At 68.1% G+C, this 23,414-nt stretch carries 23 protein-coding genes; 13 read left to right on the forward strand and 10 right to left on the reverse strand.

Annotated elements, in window-relative coordinates:
• The first annotated feature begins 54 nt into the window (after window positions 1-54).
• The 4 genes from H7X47_RS15340 (at window position 55) to H7X47_RS15355 (ending at window position 2,459) form a co-directional block, all read left to right on the forward strand.
• Window positions 55-978 (forward strand): ABC transporter permease, encoded by a 924-nt coding sequence (locus H7X47_RS15340; RefSeq protein WP_193369588.1) that lies wholly within the window; start codon window positions 55-57, stop codon window positions 976-978.
• Window positions 975-1,769 (forward strand): ABC transporter ATP-binding protein, encoded by a 795-nt coding sequence (locus H7X47_RS15345; protein WP_193369589.1) that lies wholly within the window; start codon window positions 975-977, stop codon window positions 1,767-1,769. Before H7X47_RS15340 ends, H7X47_RS15345 begins: the two co-directional genes overlap by 4 nt.
• A gap of 79 nt (window positions 1,770-1,848) precedes the next feature.
• Complete coding sequence (locus H7X47_RS15350) at window positions 1,849-2,073, forward strand: AbrB/MazE/SpoVT family DNA-binding domain-containing protein (RefSeq protein ID WP_193369590.1); 225 nt, start codon at window positions 1,849-1,851, stop codon at window positions 2,071-2,073.
• Window positions 2,070-2,459: a type II toxin-antitoxin system death-on-curing family toxin gene (locus H7X47_RS15355; protein ID WP_193369591.1), complete on the forward strand. Its 390-nt coding sequence runs from the start codon at window positions 2,070-2,072 to the stop codon at window positions 2,457-2,459. Before H7X47_RS15350 ends, H7X47_RS15355 begins: the two co-directional genes overlap by 4 nt.
• 10 nt (window positions 2,460-2,469) lie before the next feature.
• Here H7X47_RS15355 and H7X47_RS15360 read toward each other — a convergent pair whose 3' ends face one another.
• The gene (locus H7X47_RS15360; RefSeq protein ID WP_193369592.1) at window positions 2,470-3,378 is read right to left on the reverse strand and encodes a DMT family transporter; all 909 of its coding nucleotides are present in this window, start codon (window positions 3,376-3,378) and stop codon (window positions 2,470-2,472) included.
• Window positions 3,379-3,535: 157 nt separating this feature from the next.
• On the opposite strand from H7X47_RS15360, the gene H7X47_RS15365 reads away from it, so the two are divergent.
• Window positions 3,536-4,471 carry a LysR family transcriptional regulator gene (locus H7X47_RS15365; protein WP_193369593.1) on the forward strand — a complete coding sequence of 312 codons (936 nt, stop codon included), beginning with the start codon at window positions 3,536-3,538 and terminating at the stop codon, window positions 4,469-4,471.
• 21 nt (window positions 4,472-4,492) lie between these two features.
• Here H7X47_RS15365 and H7X47_RS15370 read toward each other — a convergent pair whose 3' ends face one another.
• Complete coding sequence (locus H7X47_RS15370; protein WP_193369594.1) at window positions 4,493-5,104, reverse strand: LysE family translocator; 612 nt, start codon at window positions 5,102-5,104, stop codon at window positions 4,493-4,495.
• Window positions 5,105-5,297: 193 nt separating this feature from the next.
• Between H7X47_RS15370 and H7X47_RS15375 the strand changes: the two genes are divergently transcribed.
• A complete protein-coding gene (locus H7X47_RS15375) occupies window positions 5,298-5,726 on the forward strand; it encodes a YfbO family protein (RefSeq protein WP_193369595.1) in 429 nt (142 codons plus the stop codon).
• 16 nt (window positions 5,727-5,742) lie between these two features.
• Here H7X47_RS15375 and H7X47_RS15380 read toward each other — a convergent pair whose 3' ends face one another.
• Window positions 5,743-6,009 carry a hypothetical protein gene (locus H7X47_RS15380; RefSeq protein WP_193369596.1) on the reverse strand — a complete coding sequence of 89 codons (267 nt, stop codon included), beginning with the start codon at window positions 6,007-6,009 and terminating at the stop codon, window positions 5,743-5,745.
• A gap of 427 nt (window positions 6,010-6,436) precedes the next feature.
• Between H7X47_RS15380 and H7X47_RS15385 the strand changes: the two genes are divergently transcribed.
• Window positions 6,437-7,111, forward strand: coding sequence for a hypothetical protein (locus H7X47_RS15385; RefSeq protein ID WP_193369597.1), 675 nt, complete (start codon window positions 6,437-6,439; stop codon window positions 7,109-7,111).
• A 31-nt stretch (window positions 7,112-7,142) separates the two neighbouring features.
• Here the strand turns inward: H7X47_RS15385 and H7X47_RS15390 are convergent, their stop codons facing one another.
• Window positions 7,143-8,825, reverse strand: coding sequence for a thiamine pyrophosphate-binding protein (locus H7X47_RS15390; RefSeq protein ID WP_193369598.1), 1,683 nt, complete (start codon window positions 8,823-8,825; stop codon window positions 7,143-7,145).
• 93 nt (window positions 8,826-8,918) lie between these two features.
• On the opposite strand from H7X47_RS15390, the gene H7X47_RS26130 reads away from it, so the two are divergent.
• From H7X47_RS26130 to H7X47_RS15415, 5 genes are all read left to right on the forward strand, one after another.
• The gene (locus H7X47_RS26130) at window positions 8,919-11,453 is read left to right on the forward strand and encodes a mechanosensitive ion channel family protein (protein WP_193369599.1); all 2,535 of its coding nucleotides are present in this window, start codon (window positions 8,919-8,921) and stop codon (window positions 11,451-11,453) included.
• 126 nt (window positions 11,454-11,579) lie between these two features.
• Window positions 11,580-13,229: an ABC transporter substrate-binding protein gene (locus tag H7X47_RS15400; RefSeq protein ID WP_193369600.1), complete on the forward strand. Its 1,650-nt coding sequence runs from the start codon at window positions 11,580-11,582 to the stop codon at window positions 13,227-13,229.
• Between the two features lie 153 nt (window positions 13,230-13,382).
• Window positions 13,383-13,805, forward strand: coding sequence for a rhodanese-like domain-containing protein (locus tag H7X47_RS15405; RefSeq protein ID WP_193369601.1), 423 nt, complete (start codon window positions 13,383-13,385; stop codon window positions 13,803-13,805).
• A gap of 59 nt (window positions 13,806-13,864) precedes the next feature.
• Window positions 13,865-15,058 (forward strand): O-succinylhomoserine sulfhydrylase, encoded by a 1,194-nt coding sequence (locus H7X47_RS15410; RefSeq protein WP_193369602.1) that lies wholly within the window; start codon window positions 13,865-13,867, stop codon window positions 15,056-15,058.
• Between the two features lie 11 nt (window positions 15,059-15,069).
• Window positions 15,070-15,375, forward strand: coding sequence for a hypothetical protein (locus H7X47_RS15415; protein WP_193369603.1), 306 nt, complete (start codon window positions 15,070-15,072; stop codon window positions 15,373-15,375).
• Between the two features lie 338 nt (window positions 15,376-15,713).
• Here the strand turns inward: H7X47_RS15415 and H7X47_RS15420 are convergent, their stop codons facing one another.
• From H7X47_RS15420 to H7X47_RS15440, 5 genes are all read right to left on the reverse strand, one after another.
• Window positions 15,714-16,601, reverse strand: coding sequence for an ABC transporter substrate-binding protein (locus H7X47_RS15420; RefSeq protein WP_193369604.1), 888 nt, complete (start codon window positions 16,599-16,601; stop codon window positions 15,714-15,716).
• A gap of 163 nt (window positions 16,602-16,764) precedes the next feature.
• Window positions 16,765-17,430, reverse strand: coding sequence for a DUF6655 family protein (locus tag H7X47_RS15425; RefSeq protein WP_193369605.1), 666 nt, complete (start codon window positions 17,428-17,430; stop codon window positions 16,765-16,767).
• A 165-nt stretch (window positions 17,431-17,595) separates the two neighbouring features.
• Window positions 17,596-19,356 carry an adenylate/guanylate cyclase domain-containing protein gene (locus tag H7X47_RS15430; RefSeq protein ID WP_193369606.1) on the reverse strand — a complete coding sequence of 587 codons (1,761 nt, stop codon included), beginning with the start codon at window positions 19,354-19,356 and terminating at the stop codon, window positions 17,596-17,598.
• Between the two features lie 212 nt (window positions 19,357-19,568).
• The gene (locus H7X47_RS15435; protein ID WP_193369607.1) at window positions 19,569-20,513 is read right to left on the reverse strand and encodes a DMT family transporter; all 945 of its coding nucleotides are present in this window, start codon (window positions 20,511-20,513) and stop codon (window positions 19,569-19,571) included.
• A gap of 13 nt (window positions 20,514-20,526) precedes the next feature.
• A complete protein-coding gene (locus H7X47_RS15440) occupies window positions 20,527-21,576 on the reverse strand; it encodes a cobalamin-independent methionine synthase II family protein (RefSeq protein WP_193369608.1) in 1,050 nt (349 codons plus the stop codon).
• A gap of 137 nt (window positions 21,577-21,713) precedes the next feature.
• Between H7X47_RS15440 and H7X47_RS15445 the strand changes: the two genes are divergently transcribed.
• Window positions 21,714-22,718 (forward strand): zinc-dependent alcohol dehydrogenase family protein, encoded by a 1,005-nt coding sequence (locus tag H7X47_RS15445; protein ID WP_193369609.1) that lies wholly within the window; start codon window positions 21,714-21,716, stop codon window positions 22,716-22,718.
• Between the two features lie 11 nt (window positions 22,719-22,729).
• Here H7X47_RS15445 and H7X47_RS15450 read toward each other — a convergent pair whose 3' ends face one another.
• On the reverse strand, window positions 22,730-23,353 hold the full coding sequence (locus H7X47_RS15450; RefSeq protein WP_193369610.1) for a sulfotransferase family protein: 624 nt from the start codon (window positions 23,351-23,353) through the stop codon (window positions 22,730-22,732).
• Window positions 23,354-23,414: the final 61 nt, after the last annotated feature.

Genomic DNA, 23,414 nt, shown 5'->3' on the forward strand with positions numbered 1-23,414 from the left:
CGCCCCATCCTTCGGCTTTGATGAGGCCGCGCCCCGCGGGGCGCGGCGGGCGGCATGAACCTAGTCTCCTTCCTCGGGGCGATCGAGATCGGCTTCGTCTTCGCTCTCGTCGCCCTGGGGGTCTATCTCTCCTTCCGCATCCTGAATTTTCCGGATCTGACGGTCGACGGCAGCTTCCCGCTGGGCGCCGCCGTGGCGGCGACCCTGATCATCGACGGGGTCGACCCCTATCTGGCGACGGGGCTGGCCATCGTCGCCGGCATGCTGGCCGGGCTGGTGACGGCCATCCTCAACCTGCGCTTCGGCATTCTGCACCTGCTGGCCTCGATCCTCACCATGATCGCGCTCTATTCGGTGAACCTGCGCATCATGGGCCGCCCGAACCTGGCGCTGATCACCGAGCCGACGGTGCTGACCCCCTTCGAGGGCCTGGGCATCTCGGGGCTCTACCTGAAGCCCCTCTTCGGGGCGGTGGTGATCGCCGTGGTCGCGCTGCTGTTGGGCTGGTTCCTGATCACCGAGTACGGCCTGGGCATGCGCGCCACCGGTGCCAACCCGCGCATGGCCCGCGCCCAGGGCATCGCCACCGCAAAGGTGACCGCCACCGGCATGGCGCTCTCCAACGGCCTGGTGGCCCTCGGCGGCGCGCTTTTCGCCCAGATGAACGGCTTTGCCGACATCACCATCGGCACCGGCACCATCGTCGTCGGCCTGGCCGCGGTCATCGCCGGCGAGGCGATCTTCCGGGTGCGCGGCGTGGTCATGGCGGTGGCGGCCTGCATCTTCGGCTCCATCGTCTACCGCCTGGCCATCGCCTTCGCGCTCAACGCCGACTACCTGGGCCTGACCTCGGCGGACCTGAACCTGGTGACCGCCGTGCTGGTGGCCCTGGCCCTCATCCTGCCGGGCGCGCGCAATCCCTTCAAAGCGCTGCTGGCGCGGCGCAACGGGGTGAACGGCGGGGGAGGCGGCGCATGATCCGGGTCGAAGACCTGAAGGTCACCTTCAGCCCCGGCACGGTGATGGAGACCCGCGCCCTGCAGGGCCTCTCCACCGAGATCGCTGCCGGCGAATTCGTCACCGTCATCGGCTCCAACGGCGCCGGCAAGTCGACCCTGCTGAACTGCCTGACCGGCGAGGTGCCGCCGACGTCCGGGCGCATCGTCATCGACGGCACCGACGTGACCTCCTGGCCGTCGCCGCGCCGCGCGGCGCTGGCCGCCCGGGTCTTCCAGGACCCCCTGGCCGGCACCTGCGAGGGCCTGACCATCGAGGAGAACCTCGCCCTGGCGGCCTCGCGCGGTTCGCGCCGCGGCCTCGGCAAGGCGCTGACCCTGGCGCGGCGGGACGAGTTCCGCGACAAGATCGCGCGCCTGGGCCTCAACCTGGAAAACCGCCTCGGCGACCGCATGGGCCTGCTCTCCGGCGGCCAGCGCCAGGCGGTCAGCCTGGTCATGGCGACACTGCGGCCGACCAAGATCCTGCTGCTGGACGAGCACACCGCCGCGCTGGACCCGCGCATGCAGAACTTCGTCCTGGAACTGACCCGCGACCTGGTGGAGGCCGAAAAGCTGACCACCCTGATGGTCACCCACTCCATGCGCCAGGCCCTGTCCCTGGGCAGCCGCAGCCTCATGCTGCACGAGGGCCAGGTGGTGCTGGACGTCTCCGGGGAGGAGCGCGCGCGCCTGCAGGTCGGCGACCTCATGGCCCTCTTCACCAAGGTGCGCGGCGAGGAGTTGGACAGCGATTCCCTGCTGTTGAGCTGATCTCCAAGGCAGAATTATACAGATGTAAAATTATACGTCTGTGATACAGTGGCCCTTCCACCTTCGGAGGGCGAGCGCCATGGGCGACTCTGTAAAGATCCGCAAAATCGGCAACTCCCTGGGGGTCACGTTGTCGGAGCAGGTCCGTGAGATGGGGCTGAAGGAAGGCGACAGCCTCTTCGTCGTGAAAACCCGCGACGGCATCGAACTGACGCCTTACGACCCGGATTTCGCCGAGGCGCTCGACGCGGCCCGCGACTTCATGCACCGCTACCCCAATGCCATGAAGAAGCTGGCCCAGTGAGCGAGCCACGCTGGCTGAGCCTGGCGATAGTCCATGCCCTGCACAGCGAATCCGTTGCCCGCTTCGGCGGCACGGACGGCACACGTGATGCGGGCCTCCTGGAGTCCGCCCTGGCGCGGCCTCAGCACAGAGCAGCCTATGAAGAAGGTGTGTCGCTCTTCGCGCTGGCCGCCGACTACTGCTTGGGCATCGTGAAGAACCATCCTTTTTTGGATGGGAACAAGCGCAGCGGCATCCTGGCGGCGGCGACCTTCCTCTCGCTCAACGGCCATGACTTCAGACCGCCGGAGGCGTCCATCGTTCAGATGATCGTCGCCCTGGCTGCGAGCGAGGTAGATGCGGAAGCGCTGACCGAGTGGTTCGAGGAGTTCTCCAAGGCGCGCTGACCTTGTCGACTTAAGGCCTGACCCGCGCGGCCGCCTGCACCGGCTTGTGGCGGGCCAGGTAGAGCGCGCCGCCGCAGATCATCGCCGCCCCGGCGATGGCGGCGGGACGTGGCCATTCGTCGAAGAACACCAGACCCAGAAGGGCGGCGAAGACCAGCCCGCTGTATTTGATCGGCACCAGCTTGGCGGTCTCCGCCATGCGGAAGGCGCGGATGTTGCAGTACTGGCCGACGATGGCGAGCGGCCCCATGGCCAGCAGGATCAGCAGGTCGTGCAGCGGCAGGCGCTCCCACAGCCAGGCGGTGAGCAGCAGAAGCCCCAGGCAGGCGCTGCCGTTCACCAGGGTCAGGGTGCGCTGGGGTGTGTCGTTCACTGCGGCGAAGCGCAGGAACACCACTTCGGCACCCCAGGCGAAGGCCTGCAGCAGGGCCGCCAGCGCGCCCAGCGAAATCCAGCTCGGCGCGCCGGGGTCCGGCCCGGCGACGATCACCGCGCCGCTCAGGCAGACGATACCGGCGCCGATATCCGGCAGCGTCAGGCGCTCGCGCAGGAAGGTCGCGGCCAGCAGCACTGCGAAGACCCCGTTGGTCATGGCGATGGACTGGGCGTTGGCCAGGGGAATATGGGTCACGGCATAGGTGCCGAAAGCGACGCTGGCGACGCCGCAGGACGCGCGCAGCGCGTGCATGAGGTTCAGCCGCCGCTTTGCCGGACCGACCACCTGCGCCACGCTCTCGCGGGGCCCATAGGTCCCCAGAAAGAACGGCAGGATGGTCATGAAGCCCGCGAAGTAGCGCAGGAAGGCCACCTGCAGCGGCGGCACCGCATCGCTCACCAGCTTCGGCAGCATGAACATGAAGGCGAAGAGGAAGGCGGCGACGATGGCCCAGGCCATGGCTTTGACGAGATCGCGGGACACGAGGGCGCTTTTCTCCAGGGTTCTCGGTTGATTTCCGGGAATGACGACGCTGACGACGCCGCAGCGAGGAGACCATCGGCTATAACGCTGATGAATGGAAGATGCTGTTATGGTATATCTGTCATTCAACTGTGCATGGCATGGAAGGGGCAGGACGATGGCTTCGGAAGGCGATCTGGCGGCAATGGATTGGGACGATCTCAGGGTCCTCAATGCGGCTGCTGAGTGTTTGAGCCTCTCAGGGGCGGCCCGGCATCTCGGCATCAGCCAGCCGAAAGCCAGCCGGCGGCTGCGGGCTCTGGAGGAAGCCTTGGGGGCCAGGTTGTTCGACCGCCTGCCCAGCGGCCTGGCGCCGACGCCGGCCGGCCAGCGCCTGATCCCGCTGGTGGCCGAGATGGCGAAGGCCGCCGACGCGGTGGCGCGGCTGCGCCCGGCCCTGCCGGAAGAAGCCCGGGGGACGGTGCGGATCTCCGCCATGGAAACGGTATCGCGCTTTCTCTCCCAGCGGATGGACCGCCTCTTTGCCGCCGCGCCGGGTGTCGAAATCGAAATCCTGCCGGCCCATGCCGACGTGAACCTCTGGCGCCGGGAGGCCGATCTGCAGGTGCGTGAGTGCCTGCCGGAGGGGGCCGATCTGGTGATGCGCCGCTTGGGCGACGTCGCCTATGCCGTTTATGGATCCCGCGACCTGGTCGCCGCGCAGCCTGCGGCGCGGACAGAAGCGCGCTACCGGGACTGTGAATGGATCGGGTTCAGCGAGGACCGGCTGTTCTTCCCACGGCAGAAGAAATGGCTGGATGCCCGCCTGGCGCGGCCGCCGCGCTTGCGCTCCACCGACATGGATGTGGTGCTGGAGGCTCTGGCGGCGGGTGCCGGCTTGGCGGTGGTGCCCTGCTGCCTGGCGGACAACGATCCGCGGCTGGTACGGCTGACGCCGCCGATCGAGGGAATCTGTCGGCCTCAGCATCTGCTGAGCCACCGCGACATGCTACGCGAACCGGCCGTGCGCGCCGTCGCCGATGCCCTGCAGTTACTCTTCAAGGCTGAGCGGCGTTGCCTGACCGGCGAGGGCGCTCTGGCGGCGGCCGAATAGCAGCGGCGGGACGGGAGGAAGTTAGCGGGCGGCGATGGCGGTGGCGGCATCGGCCATGACGCCGGCGCTGAGGCGGTTGACCGCCCGCACCGCCCTCGGAGTCTTCAGCAGACGGCGTGCCTGCACCGCCAGCAGCGCCCAGCCCAGATCGACAGCGGTGAGCACGGCGAGCATCGTCGCCGTCAGCTCGGCCCAGCCGGCCAAGGTCACGGAGCCGAGGTCGATGATGGCGGGCAGCAGGGCCAGGTAGAAGACCATGATCTTCGGATTGCCGAGGGTGACGGCCATGCCGGCGGCGAAGAGCCTGCGCCCCGACCTGGCGGTCGGCAGCGCCGCGTCCTTCACCTCTGCCGGGGCGAACCACATGCGCCAGGCCAGGTAGAGCAGGTAGGCGACGCCCAGGTATTTGATGACGGTGAAGAGCAGCTGCAGGCTCTCGGCGATGGCGGCCAGGCCCCAGACGGCCAGCGACAGCCAGATCGCCTCGCCGATCCACATGGCCGCCAGGAAGGGCAGCACCCCGCGCCAGCCGCCGGTCAGCACGCGCGCGACCAGGGCGGCGATACTGGGGCCGGGCGAGCCGGCCGCGACCATCAGTGCGCCGGCGAAGATCAGAAGCGAGGAGAGTTCCAAGGCCGATACTTTGCGTTGTGGACCTCGGAAGATAGGGACTGCGCCTCACGGACGGCAACTCACTTTCGCCTGAGCGCGCTCATGGCTGCCATGCGCGCTGCGGGCGCTGGGGCAATTGCGGAGCGATTTCCCGCCAGGGCTGTGATAGCTTCGGGTGCCGCCGACGGGCGCGGCACGCCTGCCGGGGGAATGCATGGATCAGGCGAAACGGGCGGCGTTGATCGCCAAAATCAAGGCCATCGGCGGTTCCGATGAAGGCGACCATGAAGCGGTCGTCGGCATCGAGGACTTCTTCGAGGGCAACGACGACCTCGGCTCGATCGGGGCGAACCTGCCGCAGCACCCGGGCCTTGCGCGTTTCCGCGAGGTGCTCTCGTCGATCCGCGACCGCGCCGACGTCTCCGATCTCGTTATTGCCATCTGGGAAGTGGACGACCGGGAAGGCGGCGATTGGCCCTATGCCGAGAAGGTCTATCTGGCGACCAGCGAGGACGACGAAGCGGTTGAGGCCTGGTTTCAGCCTTTGGGGCCGGATGAGATCTGGGAAGTCCAGCCCGAGACCCTGCGGCCCAGCCCGGAGCTGGAGCCGGGGTATCGTCTGCTGGCTGTCTGGTGGGACTGACGTTGCCGCGCGGCGCCTAGGAGTCCTGCTGTTTCTTCTTCTTCAGTTCGTCGCGCAGGCGTTGCTGGAACTTGCCGCCGTCGGTGCGGGTCACCAGGAACTGGCGCACGGCCTCGCCCGCCGACTCGCGGTCGTAGGGCTCCCAGCCGTCGACCTTTTCCAGGAAGTGGTTGAGGGCGGCCGGGTCGAGACGCCCGCGCAGCTGGGCAAGCTGGCGCAGCAGGGCGCGGCGGGGGTCGTCGGACTTATCGGCCATCAGGAAAACCTGCTTCAACACTGTCATGACGCCGTCCTGGGCGGGCGCGGCGTCCCTTTTTTGTCACCCCGGCGGCTTTGTCAGCTTACGGGGGCAAGCGGTAAGCTTCGGTTAACGGGCCGGGGCGCGTCGGGAGCGGCCAAAGGCGTCTTCTCTTCGAGTGAACGCGGGGGAGAGCGGAGGCTGCGGCTTGCCTGGCGTCGGAGGCGGTGGTAGAAAAAGCACCGATCACGAACAAAGAATATGCGATTTCAGTTGGTTAGGTCTTTATGCCGGCCCGCAGCCGACAGCGGCCCTTCCGCAGCAGGAAGGGACACGCCGCCCGCGCCGAACGGCTGCGCCGGCAAGCCCGCCACGAGTCGCGCTAGAAACTTGATGCAAAGGCGTTAATCGGAACATGTCTCTCGGACTGCATGAAAACCGGCAGCGGCGGCGGCGCCGCTTCTGGTGGGGAATGACCAAGTGGTCCCTGGCCCTGGCGCTGATCATCGCCGCCGGCGCCTATTCCTATCGTTTCGGCTCCCAGCTCGCCGAGCACGAGGTGGTGAAGGCCAAGGAGCAGATCGCCACGCTGGAGACGGAGGTGGCCGGCCTGCAGCAGCAGAGCGCGGCGCTGGCCACCGACCTGGCCAAGGCGCGGGAGACCATCTCCGGCTGGGAGGCCCGCTACCAGCGCGAGGTGCCCACCGGTTTCGTGCGCGAGATGATGCAACTGGTGCAGCAGAAGCTCGAGGCCGGCGCCGATCAGGAGCGCCTCGCCTTCCTCGTATCCGCGGCCGACAAGCCGCGGGTCTGCGACGAGCACCCGGAGACCAAGCGCTTCATCGTCACTACGGAGCTGCAGGAGGGCGGCGCCAACGATGCCGTGAGCTTCGGCGAGCGCAGCATCACCGTGACCGCCGCAGGCGAAGCCGCGCGTGACTCCAGCGGCAACCTGGAAGCCTGGTATGACCCGGAGAAGCCGCTCACGCTCGCCTTCACCCACCTGGGCGGCAAGACGGTGACCGCCAAGGGCGCGCTGCCGCTGCACTACTCGGTGGTTTCCGGCGACAACGAGTTCCGCTTCACCGCGCTGCCGGGGGCCCGCGGCTTCCTGACCGTCACCGCCGACCGCTGCGACTACCCCTAGGCGACCTCAGTTCATTCTTCGAAACGCGCGGTCAGGACCTGCTGGCCTGGGCCTTGGCGCGCAGACCGCTGAGGGTCGCGCTGGGCGTGATCGCTTCCGGGTCGAGGCGCAGCTCCAGCAGCGCCGGCTTCCCGCTGGCCTGGGCGCGTGCGAAGGCCTCCGCGAAGTCCGCGTCCTTTTCCACCACCTCGCCATGGGCGCCGTAGGCGCGCGCCAGGGCGGCGAAGTCCGGGTTCACCAGGTCGGTGGCGCTGACCCGTGCCGGATAGTTGTTTTCCTGGTGCATGCGGATGGTGCCCAGCATGCCGTTGTTGACCACGATGACGATGATGTTGAGGCCGTATTGCACGGCGGTCACCAGTTCCTGCCCGTGCATCATGAAGCAGCCGTCGCCGGCAAAGCAGACCACCGGGCGTTCCGGGTGGACGGCCTTGGCCGCCACCGCCGCCGGCAGGCCGTAGCCCATCGAGCCGGAGGTCGGCGCGAGCTGGCTGCGGAACCGGCGGAAAGGGTAGAAGCGGTGCACCCAGCCGGTGTAGTTCCCGGCACCGTTGGTGATGATGGCCTCCGGCGGCAGGGCCTCGCGCAGCCAGTCCATGACCTTGCCCATCTGCAGCTTGCCGGGAATCTCCGTCGGCGTGTGGTGGGCCAGGTAGTCGGCGCGCGCCGAGGCGGTCCAGTCTTTCCAGGCGCTGCCGTCGAGCGGCGCCATCTCGCCCAGGGCGCGCACGAAGGCGGCGCCGCCGGCCTGAATCGCCAGGTCGGGGCGGTAGACGCGGCCCAGTTCCTCCGGGTCGGGATAGACGTGCACCAGCGGCTGATCCGGGTTGGGGATCTTCATCAGGCTGTAGCCGCTGCTGGTCATCTCGCCGAAGCGCGCGCCCAACAGGACCAGCAGGTCGGTCTCCCGCACGCGGGCGGCCAGCTTGGGGTCGACGCCGATGCCGACCTGGCCGACGTAGCTCTCGTGGGTGTTGTCGAAGTAGTCCTGGCAGCGGAAGGAGGCGGCGACCGGCAGGCCGGCCGCGCCGGCGACGGCCTCCAGCCCCGCCTTGGCCTCGCTGTTCCAGCCGCCGCCGCCGACAATGATCAGCGGCCGCCTGGCCCGCTCCAGGCGCTGGCGGAACTCCGCCATCAGCGCCGGGTCCGGGTAGCCGGCGCTGGCGTGGTAGGGCCTGGCGATCAGCGGGGCCGGCACCGGCGTGGAGAGCATATCTTCCGGCAGGGCCAGCACAACCGGGCCGGGGCGGCCCGAGGTGGCGGTGTGGAAGGCGCGGCTCACCATCTCCGGGATGCGCTGGGCGTCGTCGATCTCGGCCACCCACTTGGCCATCTGGCCGAACATGCGGCGGTAGTCGATCTCCTGGAAGGCCTCGCGCTCGGTCATGCTGCGGCCGACCTGGCCGATGAAGAGGATCATCGGCGTGGAGTCCTGGAAGGCGACGTGCACGCCGGCACTGGCGCTGGTCGCACCCGGCCCGCGGGTGACGAAGCAGATGCCTGGGTGCCCGGTCAGCTTGCCGTAGGCGTCGGCCATCATGGCCGCGCCGCCCTCCTGGCGGCAGAGATGATAGGTGATCTCCGGCGTGTCGTGCAGGGCGTCGAGCACCGCCAGGTAGCTCTCGCCGGGCACGCCGAAGGCGCGGTCGACCCCCTCGGCCACCAGTTGATCCACCAGAATTCTGCCGCCGTTGGCCAGGTTGCTGCTGTCCATGTCTTTCCGTTCAATCGCCTGAGCTTTCTGAGCCCTGCAGACTAGAACAACGACATGGCGGTGCAAGGGCGGCTTTCACAGTGCGAAGCCGCCATGTTAGGTATTCCTGAGTTCTCCAAGAGGAACCTCGTCTTGCGCCGCGCCGCCCTTCACCTCCTGTTGCTTTTGACCGCCTGCCTGGGACTGGCAGCGGCGCCGCTTTGCGCCGGGGCGCAGACGGCCGGGGGGCAGACGACCGGGCAGCAGGCCGCGCCGGCGGACCCCGCCGCCGGCGGCGGGGTGCCCGGCGAGATCTCCGCGGTGGTGTCCGAGCAGTGGACCCGCCAACTGGACCTGATCGAACAGCAGCTGCACCGGGTCGACACCACCGCCGACAACGCCAACCGCTTTCTCGACCTGACCGCAGGCATCCGCTCGGAGGCCGAGCAGGCCGCCGCGGCGTTGCAGCCGCTGGTCGAGAACCTGGAGCGGCGTCTTGAAGCGCTTGGCCCGGCGCCGGAAGAGGGCGCGCCGGCGGAGGCGCCGGAAATGGCCCGGCAGCGCCAGGAATTGCAGGGGGAACTGCAACAGCTCAAGGCGAAGGTCAGCCAGGCCAACCTGGCCATCGTCCGGGCCGACGAGTTGGACAAGCTGGCCGGTTCGCTCACCCAGCAGAAGCGTTTCGAGGCCCTGTTCCGCACCTATCCGCCGCCCTGGTCGTCGGAGACGCTGCGGCCCAGCCTTCCCGAGTTTCTCGGCGTCGTCGAGAAGATGCTGCGCTCGCCGCTCGACTGGTGGCAGAGCCTGGGAGAGGCGGAACGCCGCCAGACGGTGTCCCTGCGCATCGCCGCGCTGCTGGCGCTGGCCCTGGTGGTCGGCTGGTTCCTGCGCCACTGGCTGTTGAGCCGCTATGGCCGCGACCCGGGCGTCAGCGAGCCGAGTTACGGCACCCGGCTGGTGGCGGCGATCGCCAATGCCGTCGCCCGGGGCATCGTGCCGGCGCTGATGTTCGGCGGCCTGCTCTACCTCGCCTGGGCCAGCAGGGCGCCGGAGCACAGCCTGTTCTGGGCGCTGATCTCCATCCTTTTCGCCGTTCTGGCCTTCTTCAGCCTGGCCTGGGCGTTGCCCTACGCGGTGCTGTCGCCGGACCTGCCGCAGTGGCGGCTGCTGCCGGTCTCGCCGGAAAACGCCCGCAAGCTCGGCTGGCGATTTACCCTGCTGGCCGCCCTCTTCGCTGTGCGGATCTTCATGACCGCGGCGCACGCCCAGATCGGCGTCTCCGACAGCTATTACTCCCTGGCCACCTTCCTGCTGAGCTTCCTGCCGGCCCTGGTGCTGATCGATATGTCGCGCCAGCGCTTCTGGCATCGGGTGGCGCGCCAGCCCGAGGAAGACGAGACCGAGGCAGGCGGGGCGGCCCCCGCGGCAGCGGCGCCGCAGTCCGCCTTCTGGCATTTCGTGCGCCGGCTCGTCGCCCTGGCCGCCGTCGTCAGCATTTTCGCCGCGCTGCTCGGCTATGCCGACCTGGCCGACTTCCTGGTCACCAACCTGCTGCTCAGCATCATCACCCTGGCGGCGCTGGCCATCCTGCGCGGGCTGGCGCGGGAACTGATCGGCGCCGGCCTGCGCTCCGGCTTCATGCGCGAGGCGCTGGAGATCCGCCACGTGGCGCGCAACCGCATCAAGTTCTGGCTGCGCGCCCTGCTGGATGCCAGCCTGCTGCTGCTCGGCGCGTTGATCATCGCCGCCATCTGGTCCTCGCCCTTCGGCGAGTTCTGGGCGCAGGCGCGCCGGATCCTGTCCGGCGTCACCGTGGGCGGCGTGACGATTTCCTTCTCCGACCTCGCCGTTGCCCTGGCGGTCTTCGGGGCGATCCTGCTGATCACCCGCCTGGGACAGCGCTTCCTTACCAGCAAGGTGCTGCCGCAGACCGGCTTTGACACCGGCGTCCAGAATTCGCTTTCCGCCGGCTTCGGCTACATCGGCATCCTGCTGGCCGCCGTTTTCGGCATCTCGGCGCTGGGCATCGACCTCTCCAACATCGCGCTGATCGCCGGCGCCCTCTCTGTCGGCATCGGCTTCGGCCTGCAGGCCATTGTCAGCAACTTCGTCTCCGGCATCATCCTGCTCATCGAGCGGCCGATCAAAGCGGGGGACTGGGTGCTGGTCGGCGGCAACGAGGGCCTGGTGAAACGCATCACCGTGCGCTCCACGGAGCTGACCACCTTCCAGCGCGCCTCTGTGATCATTCCGAACTCCGAGTTCATCTCGACCTCGGTGATCAACTGGACCCACAAGGACACCTACGGCCGCATCGAGATTTCCGTCGGCGTGGCCTACGGTTCCGACGTCGAGAAAGTTCGCGAGGTGCTGTTGAACTGCGCCAGCCACCACGAAAAGGTGCTGACCTCGCCGGAGCCCCAGGTGCTGTTCATGAACTTCGGCAACAGCAGCCTGGATTTTGAGCTGCGCTGCTTCACCAACGAGGTCAGCTACCGCCTGATCATCTCAAGCGACCTGCGTTTCGCCATCGACAAGGCCTTCCGCGAAGCCGGCATCGAGATCCCCTTCCCGCAGCACGTGATCCATTTCGCCGACCAGGCCAATCCCTTGAAATCCGCCGAACCCGGGCAAACGCCGCCGGCCTAGACTTGGCTTTCGGGCCACGCCTATCATGGCGCGTCAGGGTAGGGGTTGTTGGCGGTTGTTCTCGTCGGCGCCGCGGCGGCCGGCCGGCTCCGCAAGGCTGGCCTCTGCCGCAGGAAAGGGGCCGGGATGGGCGAAGGACGCCGACATCCGCTGATCGACGAACTCTCCGGGCAGCTTGCCGCCGGACGGCTGGCGCGCCGCGATTTTCTGCGCCTGGCGGTCCTGCTGGGTCTCTCGGCAGGCGCCGCCGCGGCGCTGGCCGGCGAACCGCAGCCGGCAGCGGCCGCTTCGCCGATGCCGCCGCGCGGCGGGCGCCTGACGCTCGGCGGGCGCGTGCACGCCCTCGGCGACCCCCATGCCCTGGCCTGGCTGCAGCCGGCCAACCTGGTGCACCAGGTCTGCGAGCCTTTGACCCGCACCGGCTTCGACAACATCACCCGCCCGCACCTGCTGTCCCACTGGCAGGTGGCCCCGGACCTGAAGACCTGGGACCTCTTCCTGCGCGACGACGTCACCTGGCGCAGCGGGCGCCGCTTCACTGCGGACGACGTCATCTGGAACCTGCGCCGCATCCTCGACCCGGCGACGGGCTCCTCGGCGGTCGGCCTGATGCGCGGCTACATGCTGGCCGAGAAGCTGCAGGACGGCGAGGCCACCCACCAGCTCTGGGACGCCCAGGCGGTGGAGAAGGTCGATGACTTCCATGTGCGCCTCAATCTGAAGCATCCCCAGCTGGCGGTGCCCGAGCACCTCTTTCACTACACCAACGTCATGCTCGACCCGGAGGAGGACGGGCGCTTCGGCGTCGGCAGCAACGGCACCGGCGCCTTCTGGCTGGCCGAGTGGCAAGTGGGCGAGCGGGCCGTGCTGCGCGCCCGCGAGGACGCGGGGCCGCGCGGCGCCTTGCTCGACGAGCTGGTCTTCATCGACCTGGGTGACGAGCCCGCCGCGGCCAGCGGCGCGCTGGTCTCCGGCCAGGTAGACGGCCTGGTGCGCTGCGATTACGCCGTCGCCGAGGCCCTGGCCGGCCGCCCGGGCCTGCAGGTGCACCGGACCCGCACCGCCGCCACCGCCATGCTGCAGATGAAGGTCGACCGGCCGCCCTTCGACGACGTGCGGCTGCGCCGTGCCATGCGCCTGGCCATCGATGCCGGGGAGGTGACGCGCCTGGCCCTGCGCGGCTTCGGGGAGCCGGCCGAGCACCACCTAGTGGCGCCGGTGCATCCCGGCTACGCGCCGCTGCCGGTCCTGCTGCGGGACCCGGCCGCCGCCCGCGCCCTGCTGGCCGAGGCCGGCTACCCCGAGGGCATCGAGGTCACCATCACCTGCAAGAACTGGCCGCAGTGGGAGCTGGACGCCGTCCAGGCCATGGTGGCCCAGTACGCCGAGGCCGGCATCCGCTGCACCATCGAGATCCTGCCGCCGCCCCGCTTCTGGGAGGTCTGGGACAAGGCGCCGCTCGCCTTCGTCGAGTGGGCACCGCGTCCCCTCGGCTTCATGCTGTTGGACCTCACCGTGCGCTCCGGCGTGCCGTGGAACTCCACCGGCTTCTCCGACCCGCGGACCGACGCGCTGCTGCAGCGCGCCGGGGCGGAGATCGACATCGACGCGCGGCGCAAGGTGATGCGCCAGATCGAGCTCCGAATGCAGGAAGTTGGTCCTATGGTGCAGCCCTCCTGGCTCTCGGTCGTCACCGTCATGTCCGAGAAGGTGGGCGGCTTCCGCCTGCATCCCACCACCCTGCTTTTCGCCGAGGACTATTTCCTCAGAACTTGAGGGATTTTCTGGGCTCGCTGCTTCTCGTGGTGTGAAATAGGCTGTTGCGTCTGCCCGCCCGGGGCCTAAACTCCCCGCCCCAGTAAACGATGGGTTTGAACCACAGGCCGGCCCCGATGGGAGGGGCCGGGGGCGGGAGATGGAGAGCGAGTCATGAACGAAGGCTATGCAGGCGATCTGCGCCCGGCGGAAGCCTGGGAGCTGCTGGAGAAGGAGCCCAAGGCGGTGCTGGTCGACGTGCGGACGATGCCCGAGTGGGGCTTCGTCGGCGTACCGCGCCTCGACGGCATCGGCAAGGAGACGCTCTGCGTTTCCTGGCAGGTCTTTCCGGACATGTCGCATAATGAAAGCTTCGTCGAAGAGGTCGCGGCCAAGGGGGTCGCCAAGGACCAGCCGGTGCTGCTGATCTGCCGCTCCGGGGCGCGCTCGCGCGCCGCGGCCATGGCGCTGACCGCCGCCGGCTTCGGGCCCTGCTACAACGTGGCCGAGGGCTTCGAGGGCGACCGCGACGGCGCCATGCACCGCGGCAGCGTCGGCGGCTGGAAGGTGGCCGGTCTGCCCTGGGCCCAAGGGTAAGGACGAGGGATAAGAACAAGCGGGCCGGGATGTCCCGGCCGACAACGAAGAACAAGATCATGCCGAAAGACAACACCACCACCCGCCGCTGGCGCCCGCAGACCGAACTGGTTCGCGGCGGCCTGGCGCGCAGCCCCTTCGAGGAGACCAGCGAGGCGCTCTACCTCACCTCGGGCTACGTCTACGCCACCGCCGAGGATGCCGAGGCCGCCTTCAAGGGCGACAAGGACCGCTTCGTCTACTCGCGCTACGCCAATCCCACGGTCTCCATGTTCGAGGAGCGCCTGCGCCTCATGGAGGGCGCCGAGGCCTGCCGCGCCACGGCCAGCGGCATGGGCGCGGTCTTCGCCTCGCTGATGTCGCAGCTCAAGGCCGGCGACCGCCTCGTCGCCTCGCGCGCGCTGTTCAGCTCCTGCGCCTACATCATCGCCGAGCTGCTGCCGCGCTTCGGCGTCGAGAGCGAGCTGGTCGACGGCACGGATCTCGCGGCCTGGGAGCGGGCCCTGGCCAAGGGCGCCAAGGCGGTCTTCCTGGAGACGCCCTCCAACCCGACGCTGGAGGTGATCGATATCAAGGCGGTGAGCGAGCTGGCCCACGCCGCCGGCGCCACGGTGGTGGTGGACAACGTCTTCGCCACGCCGGTGCTGCAGCGCCCGCTGGAGCTGGGCGCCGACGTGGTGGTCTACTCCGCCACCAAGCACATCGACGGCCAGGGCCGCACCCTGGGCGGCGCGGTGCTCTGCACCAATGCCTTCATCGAAGACCACCTGCAGATGTTCTACCGCCACACCGGCCCCTCCATGAGCCCCTTCAACGCCTGGGTCATGGTGAAGGGCCTGGAGACGCTGGACATCCGGGTGGCGCGCCACTGCGCCAACGCCCTGGCGGTGGCCGAGTTCCTGGAGCAGCAGCCCGGCGTCACCCGGGTGCTCTATCCGGGCCTCGCCAGCCACCCGCAGGCCGAGCTGGCCAAGCGCCAGATGAAGGGCGGCAGCACCCTGGTGGCCTTCGAGGTAGAAGGGGGCAAGGCCCGCGCCTTCCGCCTGCTGAACGCGCTGCGGCTGATCGATATCTCCAACAACCTCGGCGATTCCAAGAGCCTCGTCACCCACCCGGCGACCACCACGCACCAGCGCCTCTCGCCGGAGGCCCGCGCCGAGCTGGGCATCAGCGACGGCCTCCTGCGCCTCTCCGTCGGCCTGGAAGACGCCGCCGACCTGGTGGAAGACCTGGAACAGGCGCTGAAGGCCTGAGGTGCGATCAGGTGTCGATGAAGAAGTTCAGTGTTCTTCTCCGGGGCGACAACTTTCTGATCGATGCAGGAGATTCGCCGCAGCGGCTGGGCTTCTACACACTCCGCTACGTCGAGGCCGAGGACGAAACCGAAGCCGAAGAACGGGCCGTTGACCTGCTGCGTCAGGATACGCGACTGCGAGAGGCCGTGCTGAACGATCCTTCCGATCCTCCGACGCTCTTCGCTGAAGAGATCGACGAGCTGGACTCGTTCGATGGTATCGAGACCCTGACGCCAGGGCTCGCCTTCTTTGACGAGCAGCAGACGGAAAACTGATTGATTCGCTGCTGACACCGTGCAGGCCCGATAGAGATTCTGGAGCGAACGCGGAAGGCTTAGGTCACTCCCTCACGTTGTCACCCTCAGACTTGCCACGCCAAAGCTGTCGTCCCGGCACTTGTTGCCGGGACCCAATGCCTTATCCGCTTGATGATTGGGCCCATCTAGAGCCCCGGGTGCTTGCAGCAGGCGAAGACCTATACGTCGTAATTATCGCCTTGGGCATACGTCAATAGGTCCCGGGGTCAAGCCCTGGGACGACAGAGGTGCATGGAGGACCGCGACGTGGATCTCCCGCAGGGTCGTGCCCATTCATGATAATGCAGGACGGCGGTTCAGCCCGCCGGCGGCTTCACGCAGACCTGATCGTAGGCGTAGCGCTGCTTGATCAGGCCGTTGTACTCGAAGACGTCGAGCGTCACCTCGTAGGCCGGCTCGGTGATTTCTACGTGCGGGGTCCAGCAGCCGAGCTTCTGGTAGGTGGCGATGCAGTCGGCCAGCACCGCCTCGTCGATCTTCGGGAAGTAGGGTTTCTCCGCCTTGGCGATCTCGGCGGCCGGGGTCTCGTTCATGTAGGCGCGGGTCTTCTTGTAGGCGCGCACGAAGGCCTTGGCCATGTCGGTCTGCAGCCACTCGCGCGTGGCGGCCAGGCTGGAGAAGCCGCAGGGGCCGATCTGCGGGCCGACCTGGGCCACCACGTGGCCGATGCCGTCGGCCTGGAGCTGCTGGGGGAAGGGACCCTGCTGCTGCACGTACTGTCCCTGGCCGTCGCGGAAGGCCTTGTCGATGTCGGCGGCGCCGCCCGGGGTGATCGGCTTGATCCTGTCGAAGTCGATGCCGGCCTTGTGGCAGGCGTAGTTGAACATGGCGCGCGGCTGGCCGCCCTTGAACATCACCACCTCGGCGCCTTCCAGCTTGTCCCAGGTGAAGTCCGGGTCGGCCTCGCGCCCGGTGATGAAGAAGCCGTCCATCTCGTTGACCTGGGCGAAGTGCACCACCGGCGGCGTCTTGCCCTCGTTCAGCGGCCCGAAGGCCTGGCTGAGCGCCGACTGCACCACGTGGGCCTTGCCTTCGACCAGGCCCTGGATGGCGGAGACGCCGGGCTGGGCGACAGACCACTCGGGGTCCAGCCCTTCCTCCTTCAGGAAGCCGCCGGACATGGTGGAGATCAGCGGCGAGTAGAAGGCGGAAAACAGCGTGAACTGGATGTTGATCTTTTCCAAGGCGTTGTCCCCCGAGTTGAGAAGACGGCCGCACTGACGGCAGCCTTGCCTTCAGCCTAGCCGCGCGCGGCGCCCCGGTTCAAGGCAGCAGGCCGGATATCTGTCGGCGAGGGCGCAAAACTGATGGCACGCAGTCTCCGGTGTCGCCTGGCGGCGGCCTCTTCTAAGGACCGGCCTCGTAGTCGGGCAGGATGCCGTCGAAGGTGCTTTCGCCCACCCAGTCGTCGTTCTGAGGTTCGGGCATGAGGTCATTGTCTTCCCACCCCACAAACAGCAGCGCCACCCAGTCGGTGCGCTGCGAGAAGCCATAGAGCGGACCCTGTGAGCTGCGCAGGGCGCCCGTTTCGGCGTCATAGCTGATCAAAGCCAGCTTCACCACGCCCTGCTGGCGGTCCCGCTTGAACAGCGCAAGCTCGGGAATGTTGAGTTCGCCGGCCAGCGGGATCGGAATCGGGATGCTGGGAATGCCGACCAGCGTCTTCTTGCGATCGACCGACAGCGCGCCGATGCGCGGCTCGAAAACCACATCGGCGTCGCCGCGCGCGTCAACGAGCCTGCCGCCGTGGCGCAGGATGCGGTCGCGCAGGCTCGCCACCAGATATTTGCTGTCAGTACCTTCGACGTAGCTGGAGTCGACAAAAACCTTGGCGTTCTCGGGCAGTTGAATCGCGAGGCTGTCGCAGACCCTGTCAACCGCACTGGAGAACAGCAGTTGCTCGGCGGCGGTGCGGCCGGGCTCGCTCACACGCATCTCCGAGCAGGCGACCAGCGCCGGCAGCGCCAGAGCGGCGGCCAGGACGGGCAGACGGATCGACAGCGAACAATACATTGGCATGGGCAACAGCTTCTGACAGGACCGACGCCCGACACCCGGCATTCATCCCGGACTGCCAGAGGCCGTGGCTCGAATGTCAGGAGAAAGTCACAGTCTCGGCCGGACGCATTTCGCCGCCTTGCTCAGGACTTTGAGCTTCCTAACCGCCTGCTCGCAGGCTCAGGCCGCCAGTCCCGCCCGCCGCAGAGCCTCCGACCAGGCCGCGAAATCCTCGGGGCGCCGGATGGGGAAAAGGCTCTGCAGGTTTGAAAGCCGCAAAGTCGGGGCCAGTCGCCGCAGGTCGTCCATGGCCTGTTGCGCCTCTTCGGTCTTTCCCAGCAGCGCGGCGCTGGCCGCAACGACGCAGGCCGCGAGCAGCAGGTGGGCGTTCGCACGCAAGGCCCGTTGCGCGCAGGCCAGGGCTTCCGCGTGGCGTCCGGCGAAGAAATGCGCCGAGGCAATGGCGGAGTGCATGGCGAAGATGTGCGGGTCGTGGGGCGAGAAGCGGATGGCGTGCTCGAGGTGCCGGATGGCGACTTCGGGCTCGCCGAGCCAGACCTTCACCCAGCCGCTGAACAACCAGGCCCAGGCCTGGTTCGGATCGAGATCGAGGGACTCCTCGATCAGGCCGGCGCCTTCCTCCAACTCGCCCGCGACGAAGGCGAGGCCGACCCCCGCCGTGCAGAGGGCGACGGGATCGTCCTTGCCCAGCTTAGCCGCTTGACGCGCCATGCGGATGGTCTCGGCGATCTCCGCCTCGGCGTCGGCGACCCAGCCGCTGGCCTTTCGCATGGAGTAGCAGCGTGCCGCCATGCCATAGGCCGCGGCGAAGTCCGGATCCAGCTCGATGGCCTTGGAGAAGAGCTCAAGCGCCTCGCGGTTTGCCTCCCTGTTCCAGAGGTGCACCGACGCCATGCCCCGCAGGTAGTAGTCGTAGGCGTCCAGGCTCTCGGTCGGCTTGTGCTTGGCGCGCTCGATCTCGGCCTGTTCCAGGCGCGGCGCGATGGCGCCGACGACGCTTGCGGTCATCTGGTCCTGCAGCTCGAAGACGTCTTCCAGTGCGCCGTCGAAGCGATCGGCCCAGAGATGTGTGCCGCTTGCGGCGTCGATCAGCTGTCCGGTGATGCGCACCCGGTTGCCGGCCTTGCGCACGCTGCCTTCCAGCACGTAGCGCACGCCGAGTTCTTCGCCGACCTGCTTTACGTTCACCGCGCGGCCCTTGTAGGTGAAGCTGGAGTTGCGGGCGATGACGAAGAGCCAGCGCATACGCGACAGCGCGGTGATGATCTCCTCCACCATGCCATCGGCGAAGTAGTCCTGGTCCGGATCGCCCGACATGTTGTCGAAGGGCAGGACGGCGATGGAGGGCCGGTCGGGAAGTTGCAGGGGTTCGTGCGGCGCCGCCGCGGGGCCGGCGGCGCCGGCCGCTTCCGATAACCAGCTCCAGACACGGACCGGCCGGCTCATGTTCTTCAGGTGCTGCTCGCCGAGGTCGCGAAAGCTTGCCTCCAGGCGGTTCGCCACGTTCTGATAGACGACGTCGGAGAGGCAGAGGCCGCCGGGCTCGGCAATCCCCTCCAGGCGGGCGGCGATGTTGACGCCGTCGCCCAGGATATCGTCGCCGTCGATGACGATGTCGCCGAGGTTGATGCCGATGCGATAGCGGATGCGTCGCTCCTCGCCGACCGTCGACTCGTGGTCCTGCAGAGCGAGTTGCAATTCGACGGCGCATTGCACGGCGTCGAGCACGCTGGCGAACTCGACCAGCAGGCCGTCGCCCGTGGTCTTGACGATGCGGCCGCCATAACGGGCGATCCTCGGGTCGATCAGCGCGTCGCGGAGGTCCTTCTGGCGCGCGATCGTTTCCGACTCGTCGGCCGCCATCAGCCGGCTGTAACCGACCATGTCCGCGGCCAGTATGGCTGCCAGGCGATGCTCCATGAGCGCCCCCCTAAGCGCCTCTCTGAGCGACCAGATTAGGGAACTGCCCTGAAGGAATCTACGGCATAAGCGCCGGCCAGGGGGCGCGGCGGGTCTCAGAGGCTCTTCGCCGCCTCGCTCAGCTACTCCAGCTTCTCCATCGCCGGCTCGCGGCCCAGGTATCCCAGGCCTCTGCCGCGCGGGCGCGACCTGCAGGGCGCCGGACGCTAGCGCTACAGGGCTGGCGGCGCGGTGCGGCGGATCTTGCGCTGGTTGGCGATCTGCCAGATCAGGTAGCCGACGATCGCGGTCAGCACGATAGCGCCGCCGATGATCGTGCGCGGCGTCGGCGTCTCATCGAGGGCCAGCCAGACCCACAGAGGCCCGAGGATCGTCTCGGCGGTGCCGAGCAGAGCCGCGAAGGCGGAGGGGATGAGCCGCGCGCCCTGGGTGAAGAGGGCCATGCCGAGCCCCAGGGTCACGCCGAACACGGCAAGGATGGGCAGTTGCCAGCCCGCCACCGCCACGCTGCCGGCCGTCGCGAGGCTCATGGCCAGCGCCACCGCGCAGCCGATGGCCGAGCCGGTACAGACTGCCGGGGTCATGCGGATGCCGGCCTTGCGCCGGGTGATGACGGTCGCAGTGGCGAAGGAAAGCGCGATCAGCAAAGACAGACCGTCGCCGAGGGCAGATACCCGCCCCGTCAGCGAGTCCGAAACCATGACCGCGACACCGGCGATCACCGCGGCGATGGCGAGGCCGGTCACCAGCCGCAAGGGTTCACCGAACAGCACGCGGGAAATGAGCGCGGCGATGAGCGGCACGCCGGCTTGCATCAGCAGTACGTTGGCCACGGTGGTGAACTGCAGCGCGACGACGAAGGCCGTCGAGGCGATGGCGAAGCAGAGACCGACGGCGACTCCGGCGGCCCCCATGCGGGCGAAGAGCGCGGCAGTGCCCGTCCACCCGTCGCGCAGCAGCATGAAGGCGAGCAGGAACAGCGTCGCCGTGCCGGCGCGCCAGAAGATGGTGGTCCAGGGATTCTCGATCTCGGCAAGCCGCGCCAGGATGCCGCCCAGGCTCCACACCACGGCGGAGGCGAAGACCAGCCAGGCGCCGAGCGGATGGCTCTCGTGGTCCGGTGCCGTGAGCGTAGGCTGATCGATGGTCCGGGTCATAGGCGCCTCGCGGCTAGATGCTCTTCGCCGCTTGGCTCAGCACCTTCAGCTTCTTCATCGCCAGCTCGCGGCCCAGGTGCCCCAGGCCGCAGTCCGGCGCGGCGACGAGGCGTTCCGGCGGCAGGTGTTCAAGCGCGACCTGCAGGCGCTCGCGCACTTCCTCCACCGTCTCGACGCGGCTGCGGGCGATGGCGATGACGCCGAAGATCACCGTGGTGTCGCTGAACAGGTCGAGCAGCGAGAGATCGTTGTGGCGGTGGGCGTCCTCGATGGAGACCGCGTCGACCAGCGACTCGTCGACGGCCTTGGCAAGATCGAAGTAGGCGCGCGGGTCGGCCTTAACGTAGTCCTCCTGGTCCAGGTAGTTGGGATAGCCGCAGCACATGTGCAGGGTCCTGGTGACACCGGCCGGCACGCCCTGCCAGCAGCGTTCGATGTTCTCCAACCCGTAGTCCAGCGCTTCCTTGGGCTTGCGTGCGAAGAGCGGCTCGTCGATCTGGATGTAGGTGCAGCCCGCCCCGGCCAAGGCCAGGACCTCCCGGTTCAGCGCCTCGGCCAGGTCGCGGCCGAGGGTGATAGGATCGCCGTAGTGTTCGTCGGCCGTGGTGTCGGTGATGGTCATGGGGCCGGGCAGGGTCATCTTCACCGGGCGCTCGGTGAAGGACTGCGCCAGCTTCCAGTCGTCGGGCAGGAAAGGCGCCTTGACCTTCACCGGGCCGCGCACCGTTGGCAGGTCGGTCTCGTAGGCGCCGCCGCGCAGCACCCGGTGGGTCAGGTTCTCGAAGTCGAAGCCCTCCAGGTGGCGGCAGTGATAGTGCACGTAGTTCTCGCGCTTTACCTCGCCGTCGGTGGGGATGTCGATGCCGCAGGCCACCTGATCCTCGATGACCTCCTTGACGCCCTGGGCGATGACCTTCTCCGCCTCGGCGCCCAGCTTCACGATGGCCTGCACGTAATCACGCGTGGCGACGCTGGAGTCCATGGCGCCCGGGTCGAACCAGTCGGGAATGCGCACGGACTTCGGCTTGGGATAGGCCCCGATGGTGGTGGTCAGCAACGGCATTTCTACTCTTCCCCCCCGGAATCGCTCTCATGGCTTTAGCAGAGCCCCGCAGTGGCCGCCAGGGAAAGGGTCGCCCATTGCGGCTGGGCCGTGTCGGGCTATGATCGGCGCTGTCTTTAGAGAGGGAGAAATCGACGATGCGCGCCTGGCAGATTGAGAACACCGAGGGCCTGGACGGGCTGAAGCTGGCGGAACTCGAACTGCCGGATCCCGGCCCCGGCGAGGTGCGGGTCCGCCTGCGCGCCAACGCCATCAACTACCGCGATCTCAGCGTGATCAGCGACCCGGTGGCGCGCGATGTGGAACTGCCGCGCATCCCCAACTCCGACGGCGCCGGGGAGGTGTTGGCGGTGGGGGCCGGCGTGACCGGTTTCGCGCCAGGCGACCGGGTTGCCGGCTGCTTCTTCCAGAACTGGATCGACGGGCCCTGCACGGCGGAGGCCATGGCCTCGGCCATGGGCGGGGAGATCGAAGGTGTGTTAGCCGAGGAACGCAACCTCCGGGCCGACGGCCTGGTGAAGATCCCCGACCACCTGAGCTTCGCCGAGGCGGCGACGCTGCCCTGCGCGGGGTTGACCGCCTGGCGCGCCCTGGTGCCCGTCGGCAAGCTCAAGGCCGGCGACACCGTGCTGCTGCTCGGCACCGGCGGCGTCTCCATCTTCGCCCTGCAGTTCGCCACGCTGATGGGGGCCAGGGTCATCATCACTTCCTCCAGCGACGAGAAGCTGGCAAAGGCGAAGGCCCTGGGCGCCTGGCAGACGGTGAACTACCGCAGCACGCCGGACTGGGAGAAGGCGGTGCTGGAGATGACCGAAGGCCGTGGCGTCGACCTGACGGTGGAGGTGGGCGGCGCCGGCACCCTGCAGAAGTCCATCGCCGCCACCCGCATCGCCGGGACCATCGGCTTTATCGGCATCCTCGCCGGCGGCGAAGTCAATCCGCGCCCGATCATGAGCAAGTCGCTGACCGTGCAGGGCATCTACGTCGGCTCGCGCAATCTCTTCCGCGACATGAACCGGGCCATCGCCGCGGCTGAGCTGCGCCCGGTCATCGACCGCAGCTTCGCCTTCGAAGACGCGCCCGAGGCCTACCGGACGATGAAAGCCGCCGGCCACTTCGGCAAGCTGGTGATCGAGATCTGAGTCTCGGGGGGCTATCCGCCGGTCAGTACCTTGAACTGCTCGGCGTCGTTGAGGCGCGGGAAGGGGCCATCGGGAACCGGCACGCCGAGAAAGGCGCAGAGCGGTTCCCAGCCTTCACGCACGTCGAAGACCAGCAGGCGTTCAGCCGGGATGGTCCGGCACACCTCCGCCTCATGGGCGCGGAACACCGCCTTGGCATGCTCCGGGTCGTCGGCGCGGCCCCCGAAGACCTTGGTGGAGACCAGGGGGGCGCCCATTTCCAAGGCCGCGCGGACAGCCGGCACGGTGACCTCGTCCTGCGCGGCGATCAGCCTCAGAATGGTGTTGCTGAAGCTCGCGTACCAGGCATCCACGTCGCGCGTGCTGAGCAGGACCTTGGCATCCGGATAGAACCCGGCCAGTTCCCGCCAGAAGTAGGCCGAGGGCCAGTCGACGGTCGCGCGATAGCCCGCCAGGAGTTTGTCCCAATCGACCGCAGCGCCGGCGGTGGCCTGTTTCCAGACGGGAATCTGTTCGGGATGGGCGAAGACTTCCGCCATGTGGTGGCAGGGGCCGAAGCCCAGCTGTTCCAGCGCGCCTTTCAGCGACAGCGTGCCGGTGCGCCCAAAGCCGGCGCCGATGACCGATAGCCCCATGATCTAACCCTTCGTGGCCGTGACCCCCGGCAAGCGTCGAGGATCGCCAATCGGCGCCGGG

Source organism: Pelagibius marinus, assembly GCF_014925385.1.
GTDB classification, from domain to species: domain Bacteria; phylum Pseudomonadota; class Alphaproteobacteria; order Kiloniellales; family Kiloniellaceae; genus Pelagibius; species Pelagibius marinus.

Coding starts and splice junctions, on each gene's coding strand:
- H7X47_RS15340 (WP_193369588.1), top strand. CDS start 55: ATGAACCTAGTCTCCTTCCTCGGGGCGATCGAGATCGGCTTCGTCTTC.
- H7X47_RS15345 (WP_193369589.1), top strand. CDS start 975: ATGATCCGGGTCGAAGACCTGAAGGTCACCTTCAGCCCCGGCACGGTG.
- H7X47_RS15350 (WP_193369590.1), top strand. CDS start 1,849: ATGGGCGACTCTGTAAAGATCCGCAAAATCGGCAACTCCCTGGGGGTC.
- H7X47_RS15365 (WP_193369593.1), top strand. CDS start 3,536: ATGGCTTCGGAAGGCGATCTGGCGGCAATGGATTGGGACGATCTCAGG.
- H7X47_RS15375 (WP_193369595.1), top strand. CDS start 5,298: ATGGATCAGGCGAAACGGGCGGCGTTGATCGCCAAAATCAAGGCCATC.
- H7X47_RS15380 (WP_193369596.1), bottom strand. CDS start 6,009: ATGACAGTGTTGAAGCAGGTTTTCCTGATGGCCGATAAGTCCGACGAC.
- H7X47_RS15385 (WP_193369597.1), top strand. CDS start 6,437: ATGACCAAGTGGTCCCTGGCCCTGGCGCTGATCATCGCCGCCGGCGCC.
- H7X47_RS15390 (WP_193369598.1), bottom strand. CDS start 8,825: ATGGACAGCAGCAACCTGGCCAACGGCGGCAGAATTCTGGTGGATCAA.
- H7X47_RS26130 (WP_193369599.1), top strand. CDS start 8,919: ATGTTAGGTATTCCTGAGTTCTCCAAGAGGAACCTCGTCTTGCGCCGC.
- H7X47_RS15400 (WP_193369600.1), top strand. CDS start 11,580: ATGGGCGAAGGACGCCGACATCCGCTGATCGACGAACTCTCCGGGCAG.
- H7X47_RS15405 (WP_193369601.1), top strand. CDS start 13,383: ATGAACGAAGGCTATGCAGGCGATCTGCGCCCGGCGGAAGCCTGGGAG.
- H7X47_RS15410 (WP_193369602.1), top strand. CDS start 13,865: ATGCCGAAAGACAACACCACCACCCGCCGCTGGCGCCCGCAGACCGAA.
- H7X47_RS15425 (WP_193369605.1), bottom strand. CDS start 17,430: ATGTATTGTTCGCTGTCGATCCGTCTGCCCGTCCTGGCCGCCGCTCTG.
- H7X47_RS15430 (WP_193369606.1), bottom strand. CDS start 19,356: ATGGAGCATCGCCTGGCAGCCATACTGGCCGCGGACATGGTCGGTTAC.
- H7X47_RS15435 (WP_193369607.1), bottom strand. CDS start 20,513: ATGACCCGGACCATCGATCAGCCTACGCTCACGGCACCGGACCACGAG.
- H7X47_RS15440 (WP_193369608.1), bottom strand. CDS start 21,576: ATGCCGTTGCTGACCACCACCATCGGGGCCTATCCCAAGCCGAAGTCC.
- H7X47_RS15445 (WP_193369609.1), top strand. CDS start 21,714: ATGCGCGCCTGGCAGATTGAGAACACCGAGGGCCTGGACGGGCTGAAG.
- H7X47_RS15450 (WP_193369610.1), bottom strand. CDS start 23,353: ATGGGGCTATCGGTCATCGGCGCCGGCTTTGGGCGCACCGGCACGCTG.